The organism is Flavobacterium anhuiense, from assembly GCF_900101855.1.
GTDB lineage: Bacteria > Bacteroidota > Bacteroidia > Flavobacteriales > Flavobacteriaceae > Flavobacterium > Flavobacterium anhuiense.
This window is the reverse complement of record NZ_FMVC01000001.1, coordinates 88,682-114,080: the sequence shown is the minus strand read 5'-3', so window position 1 is coordinate 114,080 and position 25,399 is coordinate 88,682. Positions and strand designations below refer to the sequence as shown.

Here is a 25,399-nt window from a genome sequence, read left to right as displayed (position 1 = left end):
AAAAGAAAACCATTCAAACTGAATGGTTTTCTTTTTTTATATACTCATTAAAAATCCAATTAGGTTTTCTTTTTTGTTTAATCCCAATTTCTTTCTTAAACGGTAACGGGCTAACTCAACGCCGCCTGTCGAAATATTCATAATTTCTGCTATTTCTTTGGTCGACATATTCATTAATAAATAAGTTGACAAATCCAACTCTCTAGGAGAAATAGTTGGATATTGGCCTTTTAAACGCTTTAAGAACTCAAAATGAACGTTTTTAATGTGTTTTTCCAAGTCTTTCCAGCTCTTGTCGGTATTTACTTCTTTTACAATGCTTTTATGCAGTTTGCTGAATTCAGCCTTAGTAGTTTCATCTAGAATTCCAGTATCGATATCTTTTAGTTTATGGATGATTCCATTTAAAACTTTATTCTTTTTTACAACTTGTAGGGAATTGTTTACTAGTTCTTTATCTTTTGCTAAAATTTTGATTTGGAGCTTATCGTTTTTCAGTTTTTCAATTTCTTTTTCCAAATCATGCTGTTCGTGTCTGATTTTCGCTTCCTTTTCAAGATATAATCTTCTCTGTTCGATGGTCTCATAATACCTGTTTTTTCTAATCTTCAGTTTGATTCTGATTGAGATTAGATAAGCGCCAAGTAAAATGAGTACCAAGTAAAATAAATAAGCCAAAAAGTGTCTGTACCAAGGAGGCGATACCGTAAATTCGACTTCGGTAATATTCGATTCTATGCCATAACTATTTCTGGCTTTTAGTTTCATTACATAATTGCCTTCCCTTAAATTCGTGTATTCTTTGATAGCTGTAGACGACCAGCCGCGCCAGTTCTCTTCAAAGGGTTCTAATTTGTAGGAGTACATTACATTTTCCTGATTTTCGTACGTTGGAGATGCAAAAGTAAATTTGACACGATTGTGTTTGTACGGTATGCTGTATGATTCCAATTTATTTGTTAGATTTCCAGTCAAAATTGTATCTCCAGGATTCGTAAAGCTTTCAATAAAAGCTTTTGGTTTTGTCATAAAAGTGTTTGGAATAGTCGAATTGTAATGCGCCAAACGATCTGTTAAGCCAATGAAAATGTTTTGTGGATCTATTGCGTTAACCGAAATGTAGTTATTTACCAAATTCCCTGTTAAATTCGAAAATATCGCTTGCTTCTTGGTAAAAGTTCCATTATTATTTTTGACTAATACGCCAAGAGATTCATTAAACGCGTACCAAAGGTTTCCTGCAGAATCCTCAATTAAAGTGTTGATAGTAGGTATGCCCTCAAATAATTTCGTTATTTTTTTATCTTCAAAAAACGTTTCTTGTTCGACAGAATATCTATAAAAATGATTTTTTACTTGGAAATATACTTTACCGTTAATGTTTTGGAGACTGTTTATTCCTTTAAATTTTTCTGAAATGTTGACATGCTTTTTTATGAAATCAAATCTTTTTAAATCTTCGGATAACTTTACTTGATATAAAAAAGGATTTTTTTTCAGCCATAAATAATTTGCGTCAATTTCTACAGAAAAATTATTGGTTGTTTCATCAAATCCTTTTACTTGATGCAGATAGTCATATCCAGTAGCCGATCGTTTAAAAACAGAGAATCCGTTATAGCTTTCTCCTATAATATAATTTTCGTGATCTGGTATTTTTTTAAATCCAAAGTATCCTTTGTTGTCTAGTATTTTTGACACCCTGTTGTTTTCGATAATTAATGCCCCACTATTACTGGCGCATATTAAAACATTATTTAAGACTTGAATATTCCAAACTTGAGAAATGGTTCCTTCAACTCTTGAGAATGGACTGTCTTTAAATGAAGCGCCCCAAGGATGGTAAAATAACCCCTGATTGGTAGCTACATACAGGTTTCCGTTATGTGTTGTTGAGGCGTATACTGTACCGATGTTATAACTGTAATCAAAATAGGAAAAGGGCGAATTTTCATTTACAAAGGTAATACCATTATCAAGCCCAAGCCAGATATTGCTCTTTTTGTCAACAAAAGAGGCGAGAATCGTATTGTTCTGAATACCTTTTTGACGATTTAAGTGCTGGATTATTTTTCCGTTTAAATCACAGATAATGGCTCCGTCCAATACAGAATTAAGAATTATAAATTTGTTTTTGATGATTGATCCGCCAAGCGAAGTATTTTTCTTGACAAACTCGTTGGCTTCTGTTGCCCACGGTTTAATTATGCCATTTTCAGATATAAACAACCCTTTTTCTAAAGTAGCGTATAATAATTTGTTGTTTGGCAATTGAAAAAGAGACCATATTTCTTTGTCATTAAAAACAGTAGTTCCTTTTATTGCTGTAAGTTTTCTGTTTTTGTATTCAAGTACTCCTAACGTTTTATCTTGAAAATACAAACGGTTATTAACCAAAAAAGAAAATTGGAACTTGTGAGGAGCGGTTAGAGTGGTAACTTTTTCATTTTTAAGAAAAAATACTTTGCTAAAAGACTGAAAAATAACTTCTCCATTAAAAATATGAATTCTCCAAATTAGATTTATATTTTCTTTATCTATTGGGCTCAATAGATTGTATAAAGAATGATACTTTAAAATTCCCTTTTCATCATTTTTAAAATAACCAAATTCGTTATTTCCTCCAACAAATATTCTTCCTAAGGCATCAATTTTCAAGCTTCTGATCTCAGATTTGTTAGGTAAAGAGTATTTATGCCAGTTAGAGCCGTCAAATTGGATTAGACCGCTGTTATTTGCGAAATAAATATTTCCATTTTTATCTTGGTCAATACTCCAGTTTTGAGTTCCACCTTTGTACTCTGATCTTTTATAATTTTTTATATCTGGAATTCCGATATTTTTTACCTGAGAAAAACTTTTCGTTTGTAAGAAAAATAATAAAAACAATGCGAAAGATCTAACTACGGATTTCATAAAATTTTAAATATATTTTTATTATAAATGCTTTATTTTGATTTTAAATTGTTGATTTATCAAACAGAATAAATCGAATTTTTTAAATTATTTTTAATTTATAACGTATTACTTACTGCTAAACTACTGTAATATACGTTTTTTTTAATTAACATTTTTGTAACATTTTTTTTTCAAAATTAAATTATTGAAAATTAATTAATTATGTAATAAATGTTGTGTTTTTGTAGTGTGTTAAAATTTAATTTGAAGTGTTTTTGTAAAGAAATTTAATCTAATACTTATTAAAATTTAACATTATAATTGCAATGAATTACTAATTAATTAACCAAAATTTTTAGAAAAATGAAATTAACAAAATTATTTATTTTTTGTATTTCGTCTTTACTGTTTTCTGTTGTCACCTTTGCTCAGGATGTGACCATAAATGGAATCATTAATGATGAAAGTGGATTACCCGTCCCAGGTGCGACGGTTTTAGTAAAGGGAACCAATAAGGCAACTGCGTCTGACTTTGATGGGAAATTTCAGATTAGCGCTCCCTCTAATGGAACTTTGACAATTAGTTTCGTTGGTTTTGAAACTTTAAATGAGGCAATAAACGGAAAAACAAAACTTACTATTGTCCTCAAGGCAGTATCTCAAAGTTTAAATGAAGTTGTGGTTATCGGATACGGAACACAAAAGAAAGCTTTAATTACTGGGGCTTCCTCGAATTTTAAAGGAGAAACGCTGCAGGAACTAAATACAGGATCTGCAATGGAGGCGCTTCAAGGTATTGCGCCAGGTATTAGTATTACTAGAAATAGCGGAGCTCCGGGTGCTGGTACTAAGGTTACCATTCGTGGATTAGGAACCGTAGGGAATTCTGATCCTTTATATATTGTTGATGGTGTAACTGTTGGAAATATTGATTATTTGAGCCCTTCAGATATTGAGTCTATTGATGTTCTTAAAGATGCTGCTTCCGCCGCAATCTATGGGTCTAGAGCAGCAAACGGAGTTGTCTTAGTAACTACTGTAAAAGGTCGCAAAGGAAAACCAGCCAGAATTAGTTATGATTCATTTTTTGGAATTCAAAACACGTATAAAAACGTAGATCCTCTAAATGCACAAGAATATATGTATATTATGGATGAAGGACGAGTTAATGACGGACTTGCTCCTCATGATTGGAAAGCTATTTTAACAAATAATAGTTGGTTGGAGAATAATTACCCAGGAGCTGGAACTCAATATGGAAATGAAATTTGGGAAAAGCTTCAAAATGGATGGAAAGGAACAAATTGGGTGGATGAAATGTCAAAAAAGAATGCTCCTGTTGTAAATCATGCACTTAATATCACAGGAGGAAGTGAAGATATTACTTACTCAGTTGGTCTTTCCTACTATGATCAAGATGGTATAATTGGAGGTAATATTGTAGATGCCGGATTCAAAAGGTTAACTGCAAGAATGAATACTCAAATGGTTCTAAAAAAGAATGATAACCATAGTATTATAACCATAGGTGAGAACTTAACTTTTACAAATACTCAAAATAGAGGAGTATCGTCTGGTAATATTTATGGTAACGATTTGCATAATGCCATTGTTCAGAATCCATTGCAACCGGCATATTGGGAGCCTGGTATTGAAAGAAATATTAATGAATTTGGTTTTTCACCAACTTTAGATGGTTTATCTACAAATCAAACAAATCCTTTAGCGGTGTTATTCTATAGAAGTAATTACAATTATCCTAAAGATTATAAAATTGCAGGAAACGCTTTTGTAGAGATTGAACCCATTGCTAATCTTAGATTTAAATCGGTTTTTGGTATAGATTCTTGGTTTGGAAATGGTAGATCTATGAACCCAACATATCATTTAGGAGTATTGTATAATGATAATGTTGATGGAGCTTCTCAATATTCTTATTTTGGAGCTAACTCGACTTGGACTAATACAGTTTCATATCAAAAGCAATTTGGTAATCATAATGTTAATGCTGTTGTCGGAATCGAGCAATTTAAAAATATAGCAAACAATAATTTAAGTGGTTCTCGAAATGGGCTATTATATCCAGGGGATCCAAGATATGCATATATTAACAATACTAAGAGCCCAACTTCTATAGCAGATATCAATACTTCAGGATTTGATTCTGCTGCTGGCGGAGGTGGTATTATGTCTTATTTTGCAAGAGCACAATACGATTACAAAGAAAAATATCTTCTTTCTGCTATTATACGTCGTGACGGATCTTCTAATTTCGGAAATGGATATAAATATGGTAATTTCCCTTCTGTATCTGCGGGTTGGGTTATTTCAAAAGAAGATTTTATGGCAAGCACTTCAAAAGTTCTTAACTTCTTGAAATTAAGAGGAAGTTGGGGGCAAAATGGTAATCAGGCTATTCCTCCATTTATTTATTCTTCTACTATTGCATATGCTTTTCCTGGTTACTTTTTTGGAGATACGAAACCAGTTTCAGGTCCGACATCATATCCTGCTAGAGTTCCAAATCCATATGTTAGCTGGGAAACATCAGAACAGTTAGATTTCGGATTAGATGCAAGCTTATTTGATTCTAGATTAGGAATTACATTCGACTGGTATAATAAGACTACAAGAGATTGGTTAGTTGAAGCTAAACCTCCAGGAACATCTGGTGCAGCACCTCCTTATATCAACGGTGGAGATATTGAAAATAAAGGTTTTGAAATTTCTGTAAGCTGGAAAGATAAAATTGGTGATTTTAAATATGGACTTACTTTAAGTGGAGCTTCTAACAAAAATAAAGTTACTAAGGTTGCAAATGCTGATGGAATAATTCATGGACCAAGCCATGTTTTGTCTCAAGGAACTTCAGAAGTTTCGAGAGCACAGATAGGTTACCCAATTGGATACTTCTATGGATTTAAAACTGCGGGAATTTTGCAGAACCAACAAGAAGTTAATGCTTATGTTGGCCCAACTGGTCAGCCATATTTTGCAGATCAGCGCCCAGGAGACGTTCGTTTTGTAGATTTAAACAACGACGGTGTTATTGATGAGAAAGACAAAACAATGATAGGGGATCCAAATCCAGATTTTCAATTGGGTATTCAGTTAAACTTAGAATATAAAAATGTATACTTAAATACTACAATGTCTGGAAAATATGGAATGCAAATAATGCAGTCTTACAGATCATTCTCTGATATGCCAAAACAAAATTATACATCAGATGTTTTTGATCGTTGGCACGGAGAAGGAACATCAAACAAAATGCCTCGTTTAAGTTCAGTTTCTAATAGAAATACAAATGAGATATCTGATATCTACATGCAGAATGCAGATTATCTGAGAATCAATAATTTAACGGTAGGTTATAATTTTAATGAAATATTGAAAGATGTCAAGTTTATAAGTAATCTGAAATTCTACGTCGCAGTAAACAACTTATACACTTTTACTAAATATGATGGTATGGATCCAGATGTTCGTTTTGGACATGATGCAAGTTGGGCTTCTGGAATTGATTTAGGTTTATATCCGCAAGCAAGAACAGTGATGTTTGGACTTAGTGCTGATTTTTAATATTAATACAACGAAAATGAAAAAACTAAAATATATTATAGCGGTTTCTGCAATTTTTATCGCAACAAGTTGTGATGATTATCTGGATCAGGATAATCTTGGGGAAAAAGGCTTGGAGACTTATTATAAGACGCCAACAGATATTGAAGAAGCAATGGCAGGTGTTTATAATGCCATTTACACAGCAAATATCCATAGCGAAGAACAGATTGCAGCCAATTTGATGGACAATATGATGCTTGGTGGCGGTGGTCCTGACGATAAAACAGCCAAATGGGTTGATAATTTTGAAGACCCGGCAGAAGATACCTATCATGATATGTGGAAACAATCTTATAACGGTATTTCGAGAGCTAATGCTATTATAGAGTCGGTTCCAAAAGCAGATTTTTCTAAGTATTTTAAAACTGCTGCTGAAGCAGAAGACTTTAAGAAACAGGCATTAGGAGAAGCATTATTCATGCGAGCTTTCTTTTACTTCAGATTGGCTAAATTTTTTGGTGGAGTGCCACTTATTATGACGTATGATGCAGATAGATATGTAGGTAGATCAACTTATTCTGAGACTTTTGCAGTTATAGCTTCTGATTTAAAAGCTGCTATTGAGACCATGCCTTCAACGCCTTTCACTAGTATTCCAACAGCTAGATATGGACATGCTAACAAATGGGTTGCTGAAGCATACTTAGGGCGTGTTTACTTGTTTTATACAGGATATATGACTAATGTTGAAAAACAAGCAACTACAGATTTGCCTCTTCAAGGTGGAGGTAGTATAACAGCAACGCAAGTAGCTTCTTATTTAGATGATTGTATTAAAAATAGTGGGCATAAATTGGTTCCAGATTTTAGAAATCTATGGCCTTATTCTTATGTCAATAAAAGTGCAGGAAACAATGTATTGCCTTGGGCAGCTACTGAGGGGTTGTCATGGGTAGGGCAAGATGGTCTTAGTCCAACATTTGGAACAGGAAATCCAGAAACTATGTTTGTACAGAGATTTTCTTTTGGGGACTGGGGATGGACTAACGGTAATATCTATACCAATAGACTTGTTTTATTTAATTCTATGCGCGGTAATTCATTAGTTCCGTTTGGTGAAGGCTGGGGATGGTGTACTATAAATCCAAAATTATACAGCTCATGGTCAGACCTGGATCCGAGAAAAAGAGGTTCTATTCTTGAAGTAGGAAGAGCAGATCAGGGAACTGCAGGATATGCGAAAGATAAAGGAGATCACGAAACTGGTTATTTTAATAAAAAATATACATCTATTCAGCACGATAATGGTTCAGGATCAAATGTTGGTATGTTTGTTCAATTATATGCATGGGCAAATATAGATATGCAGTTAATGCATGCTCAAGATTTTATTTTTATGCGTTTTGCCGATGTATTGTTAATGCATTCTGAAATTACAAAAACTCCCGATGGTATGAATACTGTAAGAGCTAGAGCAAAATTGGCTCCAGTAGGATATTCTCTTGAAGCTATTAAAGATGAACGTCTACATGAATTTGCATTTGAAGGTATCCACTGGTTCGATATACTTCGTTGGGGAGATGTTGAAAGCTCATTTAATGATGTAATTCCAGTTCGAAATTCTGGTGTTGAGGCTAATTATAGCGTGAAGTATAGACCTGAAACAAAAGGTTTGGTTCCAATTCCAGAAACAGAAATGAGAATTTTAAATGGAGTTTATGCGCAAAATCCAGGTTGGTAATTCAATAACTATTAATAACAAGAAAGATGAAAATTAATAATATAAAATATTTACTAATTGCTGCATTTGTGCTAGTCTTCTCGGCTTGCGATCCCATTGTGGATGAACAGCATTTAAAAAATTCTACTGATGTCGCGGGAGTTGAATTAGTTGCTAAACAAAGTCCTGCAGGAGGAAACAAGATCACATTGAGCATGAATACACCTGGAGTTACAGGTTATTGGGATTATAATTTAGGAAAAGCGCTGACTAACGAAGTAACTATTGTTTATCCAATTCCAGGTAAATCGACTTTTACATTCGTAGGGACTCTAGGAGCAGAATTTTTTACTAAAAAAATCGATGTGCAGGTGGACAGACTTGACACTCCATTAGAACAGGATTGGTATGATTTAGTAAGTACAAACACTTCGGCTGGTAAAACATGGGTTTTTGATGGTGTTGCTGGCACAGGTGACATGTACTGGTTTATGTCTCCTCCAGATAATCCAGATTCAGCTATGAGTGCATGGTGGAATGCAGGTGATTGCTGTCCTCCGTTAGATGTTAATGGTAGAATGCATTTTGATTTAAATGGAGCAGCAAATTATAATCATTATCAAACTGCTTCTGCAACAGCAGAAAAGGGAAGTTTTGTTTTGGATATTGCTAATAAAAAGCTATTCATCAAGGATTCAAAAATTTTAGGATATGAAGCTGGAAATGCTGCTAACGAGTATACTATTATTACACTTACTGAAGATAAGTTAGTACTGTATGTTCCTAGAAGTTTAAAGGATGCAGGAACTGGTTGGACATTTGTTTACAGACCTGAATAATAATATTTTGTGTTAGTTATTTCGAAAAAGGAAGACTAAAATATGCTTCTTTAATTGTAGAAGCATATTTTAAAATTTAAACTATGGTTAGTTTAAGTTAAGTTTATTGCCTGGGTAGCCCATAATTTCGATTATGGGCTATTTTTTTGTTCTAGTTGGAATAGTTAAATAACTGTGAAATATGCCTATAAAAGAGAATGTAAAGAAGTGAAATCTTTGCTCTAATTCAACTTAGCACTGTATTCGGATACAATTCTATATTTTTTCGTGTAGAGCAATACTAAAGAATTTGAGAAGTAAGCTCGATCATTTTGCTATCTCTTTTGAATGATTATTAGAAATTGTTTCTTCTCTTGTATTATAAGTTAATCAATCTTCTGAGAGATCTTAAATTTTGGGATATTATAGAAAAGGACCATCACTTCATTATTTTCAGTAAAAAACATCTTTTTTCTTCATTTTCTGAAGTGATTTTTTTCAAATTTTTATTTAAAAATCGTCTTAAAAGTAAAATATTTCTTATAAATTTATTAAAAATAGGATTTTTCTTTCTATAAAAAATATTGTCAATAATGTAAAAAAAGTAGGGTAAAAATATGATATTCTCTATTTTTTGATTTTTGTTAAAATTGAACTTAATGTTGTTGTAATTGTCTATAGTATAGTTGTTTATGGCTTTGTTAGTGCTACTATCACGTTGTAGTTTTGATAATTTTTAATACACTTTTCATAAAGAAATATAGTGTAGTGTTATTTTTTAAAATTAACTTTTCTTTAGTACTATTTTTTGTTTTTTTAATTGTTTAATAACCAAATAATTATGATTTTTTTGATGTGTTTTTATAATATTATTTTTTTTAATTTGATGTGTTTTTGTAGTGACTTCAAGATGTGAAAAGTGAAAATTTAGTTTTAGTATTGCATCAAATTACTAATTAATTAACCAAAATTTTTAGAAAAATGAAATTAACAAAATTACTTGTTTTTTGTATTTCATCTTTGTTATTCTCGGTTATAGCTATGGCTCAGGATGTCACAGTAAATGGAATAATTAACGATGAAAATGGTATGCCTGTTCCAGGTGCAACAATTTTATTAAAAGGTACTACAAAATCTACTGCGTCAGACTTTGACGGGAAATTCCAGATTCAAGCGCCTTCAAGCGGATCATTAACAATTACGTTTATTGGTTATGCTACAGTAACTGAAGCTATAAACGGAAGAACAAAAATTACAGTTCAATTAAAACCAGAATCACAATCTTTAAATGAGGTTGTTGTTGTTGGATACGGTACTCAAAAGAAATCTGTTGTAACTGGGGCAATCTCTAGTGTAAAATCGGCTGATTTAGAAAAAGTACCAAACGGAAGAGTTGAGCAAGCTTTACAAGGTAGAGTAGCAGGGGTTTCTGTTGCAGCTACTTCTGGACAGCCTGGAGCAAACTCAAAAGTTCGTGTAAGAGGTATCACTACATTTAGAGAAGGTGGAAATGACCCTCTTTGGGTTGTTGATGGTATTGCTGTAGATGCAAACGCAATTGGTTTTATCAACCAAAGTGATATCGAATCTATTGAGGTTCTTAAAGATGCGGCTTCTGCTGCAATCTACGGTACTCGTGCGGCTACAGGGGTTATCTTAGTTACTACTAAAAAAGGTAAATCAGGGAAAATTTCTGTAAACTATAATGGTTTTGCTGGTATATCTGCTCCAGCTAAAAAATTAGATATGTTGAATGCTACTCAGTATGCAACTTTAATGAATGAAAAATCTTTAAATGACGGAGGCGCTATTAAATACACAAATCCTGCAGCATTTGGAAAAGGTACTAATTGGCAAGATGCAATCTTTAATGATTCTGCTTTCAGATACACTCACGAGTTAAGTATTAGTGGTGGTGGTGAAAAATCTACTTTCTATGCTTCTTTCGGAATTCAAGATCAGGAAGGTATTGTTACAACAGATATTTCTAACTACACAAAGAAAAACTTCAGATTAAACTCAACACACAAAATTTCTGATTACTTTACTTTCGGACAAACTTTTGGATATACACACCAAAAAACAAAAGGTATTGGTAATACAAACAGTGAGTTTGGTGGACCTTTAAGCTCTGCAATCAACTTAGATCCATTGACTCCACTAGTGGTTACCGATCCTGCTGTAGCAAATTCAGGTTTCTATACTAATCCAAATGTAGTTAGAGATGCAAATGGCAATCCTTACGGAATATCTTCTTTAGTACAACAAGAGATGACAAACCCTCTTGGATATATTCAAACAAGATTAGGAGGATACAGCTGGTCAGATGATTTTGTTGGGAATGCTTATTTAGAAGCTAACATTACAAGCCACTTAAAATTTAGAACTACACTTGGTGGTAAGTTAGCTTATTGGGGAGATGAAATGTTTACTCCAGTATTCTTCTTAAACCCAAACATGAAAGCTGATAGAAATAACTACAGTCAGAATAATAACAAATCTTTAGCGTGGACACTTGAGAATACTTTAAGCTATGCTAACAAATTTGGAGATCACAATGTTAGTGTGTTAGCTGGGCAAGGTGCGTATGTTGAAAATATTGGTGGTTCTATTGGAGTAACAATGTTCGGATTGCCAATTACAAGTTATAAAGATGCATCATTTAACTTTGATATCCCGCAAACGGATAGAGTTAATAGAGCAAGTGATTTTACAGAGCACAAATTATCTTCATTGTTCTTACGTGCTAACTACGATTACATGGAAAAATATCTTTTCACAGGTATTGTTCGTCGTGATGGATCAACTCGTTTTGGCGAAAACAAAAAATGGGGAGTTTTCCCTTCATTCTCTTTAGGATGGGTGGTTTCAAAAGAAGGTTTCTGGAAAGAAAATAACGTAGTTAATACTTTAAAACTACGTGGAGGTTATGGAGTCGTAGGTAACGATAATATTGATGACTTCAAATATAGAGCAACAGTTGTTGGGGGTTATAACTATGCTGTAGGAACGTCGGGAGGCATAACTACAGGCTACGGAAACTCAACTCTTCCAAACGCAAACTTAGGATGGGAAGAAACATCTCAGACAACAGTTGGTCTTGATGCAAAATTATTCAATGATTTTTCTCTTACTCTTGATTACTACAAAAAAACAACAAAAGGAATCTTAAGAAACATCGTAATTCCTGGATATGTGGGGGTAGTTGATGCTCCATCTGCAAATATTGCGGATATGGATAACAGCGGTATTGAGGTTGAATTAGGATACAAGAAAAGACTTGGTGAGTTCAATTTAGGAGTTAATGCAAACCTTGCTTACTTGAAAAACGAAATTACATATGTAGGATCATCTACAAATTTCATTGTTGGAGATGCTTCTTTCCAATCTATGGGGCCAGTAACAAGAACACAAGTTGGTCACTCGTTTAACGAATTTTATGGTTTCAAAACTGCGGGTATTTTCCAAAACGAAGCTGAAGTTGCAGCATATAAAAACGCTTCAGGAGGTTTAATCCAGCCAAATGCTAGACCTGGAGATTTCCGCTGGGTAGATTCTAATGGTGATGGAAAAATTACTGATGATGATAAACAATTCTTAGGAACAAACTTGCCTAAGTATACTTTTGGTTTTACAGTAAACTTAGATTACAAAAACTTTGACTTTATGGCATTTACTCAAGGAGCAGCTGGAAGCAAAATTTTCCAAGGTTTAAGAAGATTGGATGTATTGAATGCAAACTACCAAACAAAAGCTTTAGAGCGTTGGGTTGGAGAAGGAACTTCAAACGATTACCCAAGATTGACAAATAATGACCCAAATAAAAACTACACTAACATGTCTGATTTTTATCTTGAAAACGGAAATTATCTACGTCTGAAAGTGGTAACTCTTGGGTATACAATGCCAACTAATTTATCATCTAAAATTGGAGCTGATAAAGTTCGTTTTTACCTAACAGGAGAGAACTTAATCACTTTTACAAAATACACTGGATTTGATCCAGAAATTGGAGGTCAGGTTTATGGTGTAGATAAAGGAGTTTATCCGCAAGCAAGATCTATTCTGTTTGGAGCTAACGTTCAATTTTAAAAATTAAAGAATCATGAAAACGATAAAATTTAAATATATATATATAGCTGTGGCATTGGCAGTCTTAGGATCTTGTTCTGAAGATTTTGTTACCATTAATCCACAAGGAAAATTTGATACAGATACATATTTTTCTAATGAACAGCAATGTTATGCTGCTTTAATTGGGGTGTATGATCCAATGAGAAAAAATACTGGTGGTTTTGAAAACATGGTGGCAATGCTTAATGCAGGCTCTGATGATTTTTATGCTGGAGGTGGTAGTTCTACAGATGGAACTGGAATCCAGAATTTCTCTACACACTCACTTTCTTCAATTACCATCCCAGGTAGTTACTGGAATGATCACTATCAAGGTATTTCTAGAGCAAATATTTTGTTGTCTAAATTGCCTGCAGCTTCAATGAATGATGCGGTTAGAAACAGATTTGCTGCAGAAGCTAAAACATTACGTGCGCTTTACTATTTTAACCTAGTAAGAATGTTTAAAAACATTGCATTAGTTTTAGAGCCATTAAGTACAGAAACAATCTATACTCCTGAGCAAGTTGCACCAGAAGTAATTTATGCTCAGATAGAGAAAGATTTAACAGAGGCGATTGCAGTTTTACCAAATACTGTTATTAAGGATACTGAAGCAGGAAGATTCAATAAAGGAGCGGCTCAAGCACTTTTAGGAAAAGTGTACCTATTTGAGGGTAAAAAACCTCAGGCAGCAGCTGTATTGGCAGAAGTAAATGGTACACCAGGCGAGACAAACCAATATGGTAATAAATTACTGGATAATTTTAGCGATTTATGGGTAACGTCAAACAAATTCAACGCAGAGTCATTAATCGAAGTATCTCATAGTAGCGCAGGTAACTCTGATTGGACATTTTGGGGATCTGGTAGAGATGAGGGTAACTCTTTGAACATTATGGTTGGACCTAGAGGTTATTCTAGACCAACAGGTTCTGATGCACCAAATCTTCCTTCAGGATGGGCTTTCAATGTTGCAACTCAAAAATTGTATGATGCAATGCAAGGTGATCCACGTAAAGACGCTACAATTCTTGACTTAAAAGCGTTAAAAGCAGCAGGAAAAGCAGATTATATTCCAGCTTATCAAGATACAGGATATTTCTTGAACAAATATCTTCCAAGACAGTCAGATGTTAGTACTGGAGGAGGTAACTCAGAATTGAACTACAAACAAAACTCTTATGTAATAAGACTTGCAGATACTTACCTAATGGAAGCAGAAGCTTTAGGATCTGGGCCAAGAGCACAAGCATTACTTGATGCCGTAAGAGAAAGAGCTGGATTGCCTTCAGTGCCTGTGACATTAGCGGCTATTAAGCATGAAAGAAGAATGGAATTAGCAGGTGAAGGACATAGATTCTTCGATTTAGTAAGATGGGGAGATGCTGCAGCAGCATTATCTGATAGAGGTTTTGATACCGGAACAGATGAGATTTTCCCAATTCCGTACACAGAACTTAACGGTACTAAATTGAAACAAAATCCTAATTACCAATAGTAGTTATTTACTAATTAACCAAAACAAAAAGAAATGAACCTAAATATATATTTCAGAAAAAGTGTATATCTAATGCTATTTTTAGCATTAGGAACATTAAACAGCTGTACTGAAGATGTTAATGAGAATCCTCTTGTAGCAACAAATGTTGATGCTTCCTTTACTATAACACCAGTTGCTGGCGCTATGAATACTTATTTGCTAACTGCTCAGCCGAAAGGAGTTATTTTTTCAAAATGGGATCTTGGAGATGGTGCTTTTAATGGAAAAATGAATCAAGTGATTTCTTTACCTGATGCGGGAACCTATACCGTTACACATACAGCAGTTGGTGCAGGAGCTGCAATGACAACTTCTTCGCAACAGATTGTAGTAGCACAAACAGATCCAGCGAAAGGAAACTTGGTACAAGGAGGAACTTTTGCTACAGCCGCAGATCAAGCTAAATGGACTAGTGCACAATTAAGTCCATCAGGTGCAGCTTTTTGGTCTTTTGCTAATAATAGCGCTACAATTCATTCGCCAGGGGGATGGGCTCAAGAAGGTATTTATCAAGCTATTGAGGTTGTTAAAGATAGAGAATATACTATTGATATGAATGTTTCTTGTCCAAGCGGTTCTGATGAAACTTGGTTTGAAGTTTATGCTGGTAAATCGGTACCTCAACCAGGAGTAGAATATAAAGACAATAAAGTAATGGGATTAAGTACATGGGATGGTTGCGCAAAAGATAAATTTTCAGGTAGATTGTCTGGAATTGGATGTGTGAAAAACGATGCAACAGGTACAGTTTCAAATGTTGTGAAGTTCAGTGAAAGCGGAAAAATCTACTTATTGATTCGCTCAGGTGGTAATACTTTCACTAAAGACGGAATTACGGTTTCAAAAATTGAATTCCGAGGAAAATAAAAAGTTAAGTTAAGTTTAAGTTTAAGTTTGGTTGTAAATAGCCCATAATCATTATGAGTATGGGCTATTTTTTAAATCCTTTATAGGTAGAACTCTATTTTGATTTCTTCTAAACTTCAATTTAAAAACATAATAATTGGAAGCGAATGAAAAAAAATAGCCTAAAAATTTTATGCCTTTTGTTTTCTGCTGCAGCATTTGCGCAACAGCCAAAAACAAAAAAAGAGTTTACAACCAACGGCAAAAAAATAACCGTTTATACTACCGCAGAAAACTCAAAGTTGAGATTAACAACTACAGATAATTTGACTTTTTCTGCTGCAAAACAACCCTTAGAAACAGAAACTTCTGTTTTTGTGGAACCATCGAAAAAGTTTCAGACCTTTATAGGAATTGGAGGAGCTATTACAGATGCTAGCGCCGAAATATTTGCTAAACTTTCAAAAGAAAAACAAGCAGAATTCTTAGATGCTTACTACGATAAACAAAAAGGAATAGGCTATTCTTTGCTAAGAACCACAATTCAAAGTTCTGATTTTAGCAGTGGAAGCTATTCTTATATCGAAGAAGGAGACAAAGGGCTGAAGACTTTTTCTATTGATCACGACAAGCAATTTCGTATTCCTTTAATAAAGCAAGCTATACAGAAAGCAGGTGGAAAATTGATGACTTACGCTGCTCCTTGGTCTCCAAATGCTTTTATGAAAAGCAATAAAAATGTATTAAAAGGCGGTACTTTGCTTCCTGAATACTATCAGATTTGGGCCAACTTTTATGTAAAATTTATTAAAGCCTACGAAAAAGAAGGAATTCCGATTTGGGGAACTTCGACACAAAATGAGCCAATGGCTGTACAGACTTGGGAATCTTGTATTTATACGGCTGAAGCCGAAAGAGACTTTATCAAAAATTATCTTGGGCCAACTTTGAAAAAAGAAAATCTTGGTGATAAAAAAATAATTGTTTGGGATCATAACCGTGATTTGATGAATTATCGTGCTAACGTAATTTACTCAGATCCTGAAGCATCAAAGTATGTTTGGGGAATGGGATTTCACTGGTACGAGACTTGGTCAGGCGGAGCGCCAATGTTTGATAATGTAGGTAAAGTAAATGAAGCTTATCCAGATAAAAAACTGATGTTTACTGAGGGCTGTATTGAAAAATTTGATGCATCGAAATATCAATTTTGGGGTAATGCAGAACGCTACGGAATTAACATGATCCATGATTTTAATAACGGAACAGTTGCTTGGACGGATTGGAATATCCTTCTAGATCAGAATGGTGGACCAAACCATGTTGGGAATTTCTGTTTTGCACCGATACATGCAGATATTACTACAGGAGAATTAATCTACACACCATCTTATTATTATATCGGACACTTTTCAAAGTTTATCCGCCTAAATGCTACTCGAGTAAGCACTGCAGTAAGCAAAAGCGCTTTATTGAGTACCTCTTTTTTAAATGCTGATGGAACCATGGCCACTATTGTTATGAACCAATCTGCAAACGACCTCACCTACAATTTGATTATTGGAGATAAAAAGGCAGAAGTAAAAATTCCGCCACACGCTATACAAACACTTGTTTATTAATATTTTGTAGTAAAGTAATGTAGAGGACTAATTTGAATCATCCATTTTAGTCTTCTCTTGCTTTTAATTTTAAAACGATTATTTAAGCAACATGAAAATTACCTCTCAAATATTTCTATCAGCCTTTGTATTAATGCAATTAAGCTGTTTCACCTCAAAAATAACAGCTCAAAAAAATAATAAAATAAAGGTTTACACTACTGCCGAAAATACCAATTTGAAATTATCATTATCAAATGATTTAATTTCAAAAAACAACACTCAACAACAAAAAACATCAACAGTATCTATTCTAGTAAATACTGATAAAACTGACCAGATATTCCTGGGAATCGGAGGAGCAATTACAGATGCAAGCGCCGAAGTTTTCGCAAAATTATCTCCAAAAAAACAGCAGGAATTCTTAAATGCTTATTACGATAAAAATAAAGGTATCGGGTATACTTTGGCAAGAACAAACATTCACAGTTGTGATTTCAGCAGTGATAGCTATACTTATGTTTCTGAAGGAGACAAAGACTTAAAGACTTTTAATATAGATCACGATCGAAAATATAGAATTCCTTTAATCAAAAAAGCAATTGAAACAGCCGGCGGGAAACTAACGTTATTTGTTAGCCCATGGAGTCCCCCAGCTTTCATGAAAGACAATAATGATATTTTGCACGGCGGCGTTTTATTGCCTGAATTTGCTCCAGCTTGGGCATTGTATTACACCAAATTCATAAAAGAATACGAAAAAGAAGGAATTCCAATCTGGGGAATGACAGTTCAAAACGAACCAATGGCCAAGCAAAGATGGGAATCTTGCATCTATACTCCAGAAGCAGAAAGAGATTTCCTTAAAAATCATCTTGGTCCAACTTTAGAAAAAGAAGGGCTGGCTTCTAAAAATGTCATTATCTGGGATCATAACCGAGGAGACATGCTAACTAAAAGAGCCAATCTTGTTTTCTCAGATCCCGAAGTTTCTAAATATGCTTGGGGAATTGGATTTCACTGGTATGAAACTTGGAATGGAGGCCCGCCTCAATTTGAATCGGTAGCAAAAGTTCATGAAGCTTTTCCAAACAAAAATCTGCTTTTTACAGAAGGCTGTATCGAAAAATTTGATGCTTCAAAATATCAATTCTGGGGAAATGCAGAGCGTTACGGAATCAATATGATTCATGATTTTAATAACGGAACAGTTGGTTGGACAGACTGGAATATTCTATTGGACCAGAACGGAGGCCCAAATCATGTTGGGAATTTTTGTTTTGCGCCAATCCATGCTGATACAACAAAAGATGAATTAATTTATACTCCAATGTATTATTATATTGGGCATTTCTCAAAATTCATTAGACCAAACGCAAAAAGAGTGCTTGAAACCATAAGCGATAAATCTTTATTGAGTACTTCTTTTAAAAATTCTGACGGACAATTGATTACGATTGTAATGAATCAATCTGGAAAAGAGATTGTTTATTCTTTAGAAAATCAAACAGGAAAAACCACAATCACCATTCCGGCACATGCTATACAGACTATTGTATACTAATTGTCAGACTAACTAAAAAACCACAGAAAATGAAATTTAATTTAAAGAATATTATAAAAGCGTTTTTCATCATGGCAGCCGTCATGGCTCAGGTAAAATGCTCTTCGTCAAGTGATCCTGTAGAAAATCCGCCAGTGGTAAATCCGCCAATAGTAGTAGCAAATGATGTTGATTTCTGGTTGACAAAAGGAAATCAAAGTGCATTGTTAGAGAAACAAACAGTAAAATTAGGATTTGGCACAACAGTGAATGCGTATGCTAATATTGAAGTAAATGCCGCTCAAAAATATCAGACCGTTGATGGTTTCGGATATACTTTGACAGGAGGAAGCGTAGACGTTATAAACCAATTAAACGCAACAAAAAGAACTGCTCTTTTACAAGAATTATTCGGGAATGGAGAAAACTCAATAGGAGTAAGTTATATCAGAATCAGTATTGGAGCTTCAGATTTAAATGCAACGCCTTTTACTTATAATGATCTTGCGATAGGAGAAACAGATTTAAATCTAGATAAATTTAGTTTAGAAAAAGATAAAAATCTAATTGTCATGCTAAAAGAAATTCTGGCAATTAATCCTAAAATTTTAATTTTAGCAACACCTTGGTCTGCACCTATTTGGATGAAAGATGTCGCAAGTTTTAAAGGAGGAAAACTGAAAACAGAATATTATGATGTTTACGCTAAATATTTTGTAAAATACATTCAGCAGATGAAAGCAGAAGGGATTACAATTGATGCTGTAACTCCTCAAAACGAACCTTTGCATGACGGAAACAATCCGAGTATGTATATGTCTGCTACAGATCAGGCCAATTTTATAAAAAACAGTTTAGGGCCGGCTTTTAAAACAGCAAATCTAAACGTGAAAATCATTGCTTACGATCACAATTGCGATAATCCAAATTATCCAAAAACCATTTTAGCAGATGCAGACGCTTATCCTTATGTTGATGGATCTGCGTTCCATTTATACGCTGGTGACATCACAGCTTTACTTAATGTTTACAATTCGTATCCAGCCAAAAATGTTTATTTTACAGAGCAATGGACTTCATCACAAGGGCAGTTTGAAGGCGATTTAAAATGGCATCTTCGAAATGTAATTATCGGCTCAATGAGAAATTACAGTAAAAATGCATTAGAGTGGAATCTAGCAAATAATGCAAGTTTTGGTCCTCATACAGATGGAGGATGTGAAATGTGTAAAGGTGCTATAACTATAACTTCAGGCAATAGTTTTGAGCGCAATGTAGCGTATTATATTATTGCACATGCTTCAAAATTTGTCCCAATGGGATCTACTAGAATTGAAAGCAATTCTGGCGGAAGTTTGCAAAATGTTGCTTTTATCACGCCTTCTGGTTCTAAAGTCCTGATTGTTGAAAATGATGGTTCTGCAACAGAAACTTTCAACATTAAATTTAACGGGAAATGGGTAACAACTTCGCTTGATGCAGGTTCAGTTGGGACTTATACTTGGAAATAAATTTAGAACCATTCGTATGAAAAAAATAATTTTAGCAGCACAGCTTCTCATTTCGATTGCTTCTTTCGGACAAGGTTTCTTGCATAGAGACGGACAAAAAATTGTTGACGGTAATGGCAAAAATGTTCTTTTAAGAGGTTTAGGTCTTGGCGGATGGATGGTGCAGGAAGGCTATATGTTGAAGACCCAGCCATTTGCCAGTCCGCAATATCAAATTCGACAAAAAATACAAGATGTAATTGGCGAAGAGGGAACAAAAGAATTCTACGCAGCCTATAAAGAAAACGGAATCACAAAACGAGATATCGATTCTTTGGCAAAATGGGGATTTAATTCTATTCGTCTTCCAATGCATTACAATCTTTATACTCCACCAATCGAGCAAGAAAAAAGCGGTGAAATCACTTGGATCGAAGAAGGTTTTACCATGACAGACAATTTGCTGAAATGGTGTGCAGAAAATAAAATATACCTGATTTTAGATTTGCACGCTGCTCCAGGCGGACAAGGAAACGATGCGGCAATTTCGGACTTTGACACGACAAAACCTGCACTTTGGCAAAGCGAAGCTAATCAGAAAAAAATGATTGCTTTATGGAAGAAATTGGCTTCTCGTTACCGAGATAATCCTTGGATTGGCGCTTATGATATTATCAACGAGCCAAACTGGAATTTTACAGGATCAAACAAAAATGGCTGTGACGAAAATTCAAACGGACCTTTAAGAGATTTGATGGTTGCGGTTACAAAAGCCATTCGCGAAGTCGATACCAATCATTTAATTTTTATTGAAGGAAACTGCTGGGGAAATAACTACAACGGAATTTTTCCTCTTTGGGATGACAATCTGGCTTTAAGTTTTCACAAATATTGGAACTATACCGACAAGGCTTCGATTGAACAGATGTTGGGCTATAGAGAAAAGTACAATGTGCCAATCTGGATGGGAGAAAGTGGAGAAAATTCTAATGTTTGGTTTAAAGATGCTTTGACTTTGGTTGAAACAAACAACATTGGATGGGCATTCTGGCCAATGAAAAAAATAGACAACATTGCTGGAGTTACTTCTGTTACTAAAATTCCAGAATATGATGTTTTATTGAAATATTGGAAAGACGGAGGACCAAAACCATCTCCAGAATTTGCAAAAAAGACCTTGATGAAAATAGCAGACAATTACAAAATGGAAAATGTAACCGTTAAGCCAGATGTAATAGATGCTATGTTTAGACAAGTGCAGACAGACGATACAAAACCATACAAGAAGAACGCAGTTCCTGGCAAAATTACGGCAACGCATTATGATTTGGGAACCAACGGGAAAGCCTATTCTGATACTGATTTTATAAATTACAGATCGGTAACTGGAAAAGACGAGCAATGGAATCGCGGTAATAGCATGAGAAATGATGGAGTTGATATTTTGCCATGTAAGGATAAAGATTCAAACGGCTATCAAGTTTCATTTATCGAAGACGGAGAATGGATTCAGTATACTGTCGATGCAAAAGAAGGGACTTACAATGTTGCGATTCGTTATTCAAGCGAAAAAGCAGAAGGGAAATTGTATTTAGAGACTGAAGGAGGAGCAAAATCAACAGTGATATCACTTCCTTCAACTGGAGGGAATGATAAATGGAAAACAGTTGTTTTATCTAATATTGTATTGAGATCAGGTTCAAATAAAGTAAAAGCTGTATTTGAAAAAGGAGGTTTTAATCTGAACTATTTTGACTTTGTTATGAACAAAAACAAAAAGTAGACGAAATAATATTTATCTTGATATTCAATTTATTAACTAAACCATTTAAATAATAAAAAGATGAAAATAATCAATCTCGCCAATAGAGCAGCAGTATTTACTTTAATCCTATTGTTTGTATTTCAGTCTTGCAGCAGTAATAATGATACGACCGATAGTCCTGTCGTAGCTCCTGATAAAATCTCAGTACAAGTTGATGTAATTGGAAAAACTGCCGAAATGCCAAATGGAGACGGAAGCGGAAAAATTAATTTAAAGATCGAAGCTCCTAATGCAAAGTCATATAAGGTTGTGGTAAACAATGAAACAAAAGAGTTTACAACTAGCAATTTTTCATATGAATTTACTCAGCCAGGAACCAAAACCTACACTATTGATGTTACAGCATTTAATGGCATAAAATATATTAATACGTCTACAACAGTAAATATTTTCGTAGCCAGAAAAATAATCTGGGCAGACGAATTTAATACAGATGGAGCGCCAGATGCTAATAAATGGGGTTATGATTTAGGAACTGGAAACGGTTTTGGGAATAACGAATTACAATATTATACAAACCGCTCCGAAAATGTAAAAATCGAAGGAGGTCTTTTGAAAATCACAGCAATCAAAGAAGCTTACCAAGAAAGCCAATACACTTCTACAAGAATGCTGACAAAAGGCAAATTTTCTTTTAAATACGGAAGAGCAGAAGTTCGAGCAAAATTACCTGTTGGCGGTGGCACGTGGCCAGCTTTCTGGTTATTGGGAGATAATATAGATACAGCAGGATGGCCGTTATGTGGAGAAATCGACATTTTAGAATCAGTTGGAAATAATCCAAATGTGATTCATTCGTCGCTGCATTCTCCAGGGCGTTCAGGAAATACACCAGATACCAAAACGACAACAGTGCCAAATTCGACAACAGAGTTTCATATTTATGCTGCCGAATGGGATGCCGAAAGCATCAAATTTTATGTAGATGATAATTTATTTTACACTTATAAAAACTCAAGTACAACACCGTTCAATCAGAAATTCTTTGTGATTTTAAATTTAGCAATGGGAGGAAATTTCGGAGGAGCCGTAGATCCAAATTTCAAAAGTGCCACTTATGAAATTGATTACGTAAGAGTGTATAATTAACATAACTTTTAAATAGATTTTTTTCTTTAAAGCCTCGTAAACACTAGCTTTACAAGATTAAAATTTTTTAACATGAAAAAGATAAACAAACTTGTTTTTGCAGTGATGCTGCTTTTAGCCGTGAACTCATTTTATGGTCAGAATTTAAAAATTATGACTTATAATATTCGTTTGGATGTTGCTTCAGATGGAGAGAATGCTTGGCCAAAACGAAAGGATTATTTCACAGCTCAGATCGGTTTTTACAGTCCAGAAATTTTTGGAGTTCAGGAAGCAACGCCAAATCAAGTTTTAGATATTGCATCGGCTTTGCCAAATTATAACAGATTTGGATTAGGAAGAGAAGAAGGCGGATTGGGAGAAGCTTGTACGATTTACTATAAAAAAGATCGTTTTAAAGTCGAACAATCTAACACTTTCTGGCTGTCTGAAACTCCAAATGTAGTTTCTAGAGGTTGGGATGCAGCCTGCAATAGAGTTTGTACTTACGGACTTTTTAAAGATTTAAAAACTAAAAAAATATTTTGGGTTTTCAATTTGCATTTGGATCATATGGGTGAAGAAGCAAGGGTAAAAGGCGTACAGCTTGTTCTTTCTAAAATAAAAGAATTGAACACTAAAAATTATCCCGCTTTTTTAATGGGTGATTTCAATTCTGAACCAAACACAACGCAAATTGGCGAAATCAAAAAAGTAATGGATGATACTAAAGATGTTTCAAAAGAAAAACCTTTTGGACCTTCTGGAACTTTCAATGATTTCAAACACAACGAACCCGTAACCTTATTATTAGACTACATTTTTATATCCAAAAATAGTGGTTTAAAAGTTCAAAAACACGCAGTGTTAAGTGATTCTAAAGATTTAAAATATCCGTCAGATCATTTGCCTGTCTTAATAGAAATAGATTAAAAATGAAAAACATCAACAAAAAACTTCAAATCCTAGTTTTGCTGCCATTAATTGCGATGCAGTTTAACTGTGGATCTTCAAAAAGTGTTACTGCCAATTCTGGAAAAGTAGAATCTTGGATTACTACTACAGATGAAACTTCAAAACTTAAAAAACAAACTGATTTGGTTTTTAGTTCAGAGACAAATTCAAATCAGACTATTGAAGTAAATCCAGCTGAGAAATTTCAAACCATTGAAGGTTTCGGATTCTCGTTAACAGGAGGAAGCGCTCAGGCTATCAAAAAATTAGATAAGGCCAAAAGAGAAGCGTTACTTCAGGAATTATTTTCAAGAAAAGACAATGCAATTGGTCTAAGTTATTTAAGAATAAGTATTGGAGCATCAGATTTGAATGAAAAAGTTTTTTCGTATGATGATATGCCAGAAGGACAAACAGATATGAATTTGGAACACTTTAATCTTGGTCCAGATTTAAACGATGTTATTCCGGTTTTAAAAGAGATTTTAGCCATAAATCCTAAGATTAAAATAATGGGGTCTCCTTGGTCACCTCCAGTGTGGATGAAAGACAACGGAAGTTCTAAAGGCGGAAGCTTACAGCCAAAATATTACGGAGTTTATGCGCAGTATTTTGTAAAATACATTCAAGCAATGAAATCGCACGGAATTGTTATTGACGCCATTACACCTCAAAATGAGCCATTACATCCAGGAAACAATCCAAGTATGTTAATGTTGGCGGAACAGCAGGCAGATTTTATTGGGAATCATTTGGGTCCCGCTTTCGCGAAAGCAGGAATCAAAACTAAAATTATTGTTTATGATCACAATTGTAATAAGCCAGAATATCCTTTGACGATTTTAAGAGATCCAAAAGCAAATCCGTTTGTAACAGGATCAGCTTTTCACTTGTACGAAGGAGACATTAGCGCTTTGACGACTGTTCATAATGAATTTCCAAATAAAGATTTGTATTTTACCGAACAATATACTGGTTCAGGAACTAATTTTGAAACAGACCTAAAATGGAGCGTGAAAAATGTGGTAATCGGTTCAATGAGAAACTGGAGTAAAAATGCACTTTCATGGGGATTGGCAAATGATGAGTTCTACAAACCTTTTACGCCAGGAGGATGTTCGACTTGTAAAGGAGCTTTGATGATTGACCAAAATCAGAATATCAAAAGAGAGGTTGGATATTATATTATTGGGCATGCTTCTAAATTTGTTCCAGAAGGTTCGGTAAGAATTGGAAGTAATATTGCAGGAAACTTACATAATGTAGCTTTTAAAACTCCATCGGGACAAACCGTTTTAATTGTAGAAAATGATGGAGCTTCGGCAGAAACATTTAATATTAAATACAACCAAAAACAAACCACAACCACACTAAACGCAGGTGCAGTTGCTACTTTCGTTTGGTAAAAACTTAAAC

The 25,399-nt window shown here is 34.3% G+C and carries 14 protein-coding genes; 13 read left to right on the top strand and 1 reads right to left on the bottom strand.

The window, feature by feature from the left end:
- Positions 1–36: 36 nt before the first annotated feature.
- Positions 37–2,916 (bottom strand): helix-turn-helix and ligand-binding sensor domain-containing protein, encoded by a 2,880-nt coding sequence (locus BLP44_RS00470; protein ID WP_091128132.1) that lies wholly within the window; start codon positions 2,914–2,916, stop codon positions 37–39.
- A gap of 345 nt (positions 2,917–3,261) precedes the next feature.
- Here BLP44_RS00470 and BLP44_RS00465 point away from each other — a divergent pair, with 345 nt between their 5' ends.
- The 13 genes from BLP44_RS00465 (at position 3,262) to BLP44_RS00405 (ending at position 25,389) form a co-directional block, all read left to right on the top strand.
- Positions 3,262–6,480, top strand: coding sequence for a SusC/RagA family TonB-linked outer membrane protein (locus BLP44_RS00465; protein WP_091128129.1), 3,219 nt, complete (start codon positions 3,262–3,264; stop codon positions 6,478–6,480).
- A 16-nt stretch (positions 6,481–6,496) separates the two neighbouring features.
- Positions 6,497–8,203, top strand: coding sequence for a RagB/SusD family nutrient uptake outer membrane protein (locus BLP44_RS00460; RefSeq protein ID WP_091128127.1), 1,707 nt, complete (start codon positions 6,497–6,499; stop codon positions 8,201–8,203).
- A 26-nt stretch (positions 8,204–8,229) separates the two neighbouring features.
- Entirely contained in the window at positions 8,230–9,021 is a 792-nt protein-coding gene (locus tag BLP44_RS00455) for a hypothetical protein (protein WP_091128123.1), read from the top strand.
- A 960-nt stretch (positions 9,022–9,981) separates the two neighbouring features.
- On the top strand, positions 9,982–13,092 hold the full coding sequence (locus tag BLP44_RS00450) for a SusC/RagA family TonB-linked outer membrane protein (RefSeq protein ID WP_091128119.1): 3,111 nt from the start codon (positions 9,982–9,984) through the stop codon (positions 13,090–13,092).
- 13 nt (positions 13,093–13,105) lie between these two features.
- Complete coding sequence (locus tag BLP44_RS00445; protein WP_091128116.1) at positions 13,106–14,614, top strand: RagB/SusD family nutrient uptake outer membrane protein; 1,509 nt, start codon at positions 13,106–13,108, stop codon at positions 14,612–14,614.
- A gap of 33 nt (positions 14,615–14,647) precedes the next feature.
- Complete coding sequence (locus tag BLP44_RS00440; protein WP_139159158.1) at positions 14,648–15,523, top strand: hypothetical protein; 876 nt, start codon at positions 14,648–14,650, stop codon at positions 15,521–15,523.
- Positions 15,524–15,669: 146 nt separating this feature from the next.
- Positions 15,670–17,124 (top strand): glycoside hydrolase family 30 protein, encoded by a 1,455-nt coding sequence (locus BLP44_RS00435; protein ID WP_091128109.1) that lies wholly within the window; start codon positions 15,670–15,672, stop codon positions 17,122–17,124.
- Positions 17,125–17,215: 91 nt separating this feature from the next.
- The gene (locus BLP44_RS00430; RefSeq protein ID WP_091128105.1) at positions 17,216–18,667 is read left to right on the top strand and encodes a glycoside hydrolase family 30 protein; all 1,452 of its coding nucleotides are present in this window, start codon (positions 17,216–17,218) and stop codon (positions 18,665–18,667) included.
- A 29-nt stretch (positions 18,668–18,696) separates the two neighbouring features.
- Complete coding sequence (locus tag BLP44_RS00425) at positions 18,697–20,157, top strand: glycoside hydrolase family 30 protein (RefSeq protein ID WP_091128103.1); 1,461 nt, start codon at positions 18,697–18,699, stop codon at positions 20,155–20,157.
- Positions 20,158–20,173: 16 nt separating this feature from the next.
- Positions 20,174–21,919 (top strand): cellulase family glycosylhydrolase, encoded by a 1,746-nt coding sequence (locus BLP44_RS00420; protein ID WP_170830201.1) that lies wholly within the window; start codon positions 20,174–20,176, stop codon positions 21,917–21,919.
- A 60-nt stretch (positions 21,920–21,979) separates the two neighbouring features.
- On the top strand, positions 21,980–23,050 hold the full coding sequence (locus tag BLP44_RS00415; protein WP_091128095.1) for a glycoside hydrolase family 16 protein: 1,071 nt from the start codon (positions 21,980–21,982) through the stop codon (positions 23,048–23,050).
- 72 nt (positions 23,051–23,122) lie between these two features.
- The gene (locus BLP44_RS00410; RefSeq protein WP_091128093.1) at positions 23,123–23,962 is read left to right on the top strand and encodes an endonuclease/exonuclease/phosphatase family protein; all 840 of its coding nucleotides are present in this window, start codon (positions 23,123–23,125) and stop codon (positions 23,960–23,962) included.
- Positions 23,963–23,964: 2 nt separating this feature from the next.
- Complete coding sequence (locus BLP44_RS00405; protein ID WP_066032834.1) at positions 23,965–25,389, top strand: glycoside hydrolase family 30 protein; 1,425 nt, start codon at positions 23,965–23,967, stop codon at positions 25,387–25,389.
- Positions 25,390–25,399 lie beyond the last annotated feature (10 nt).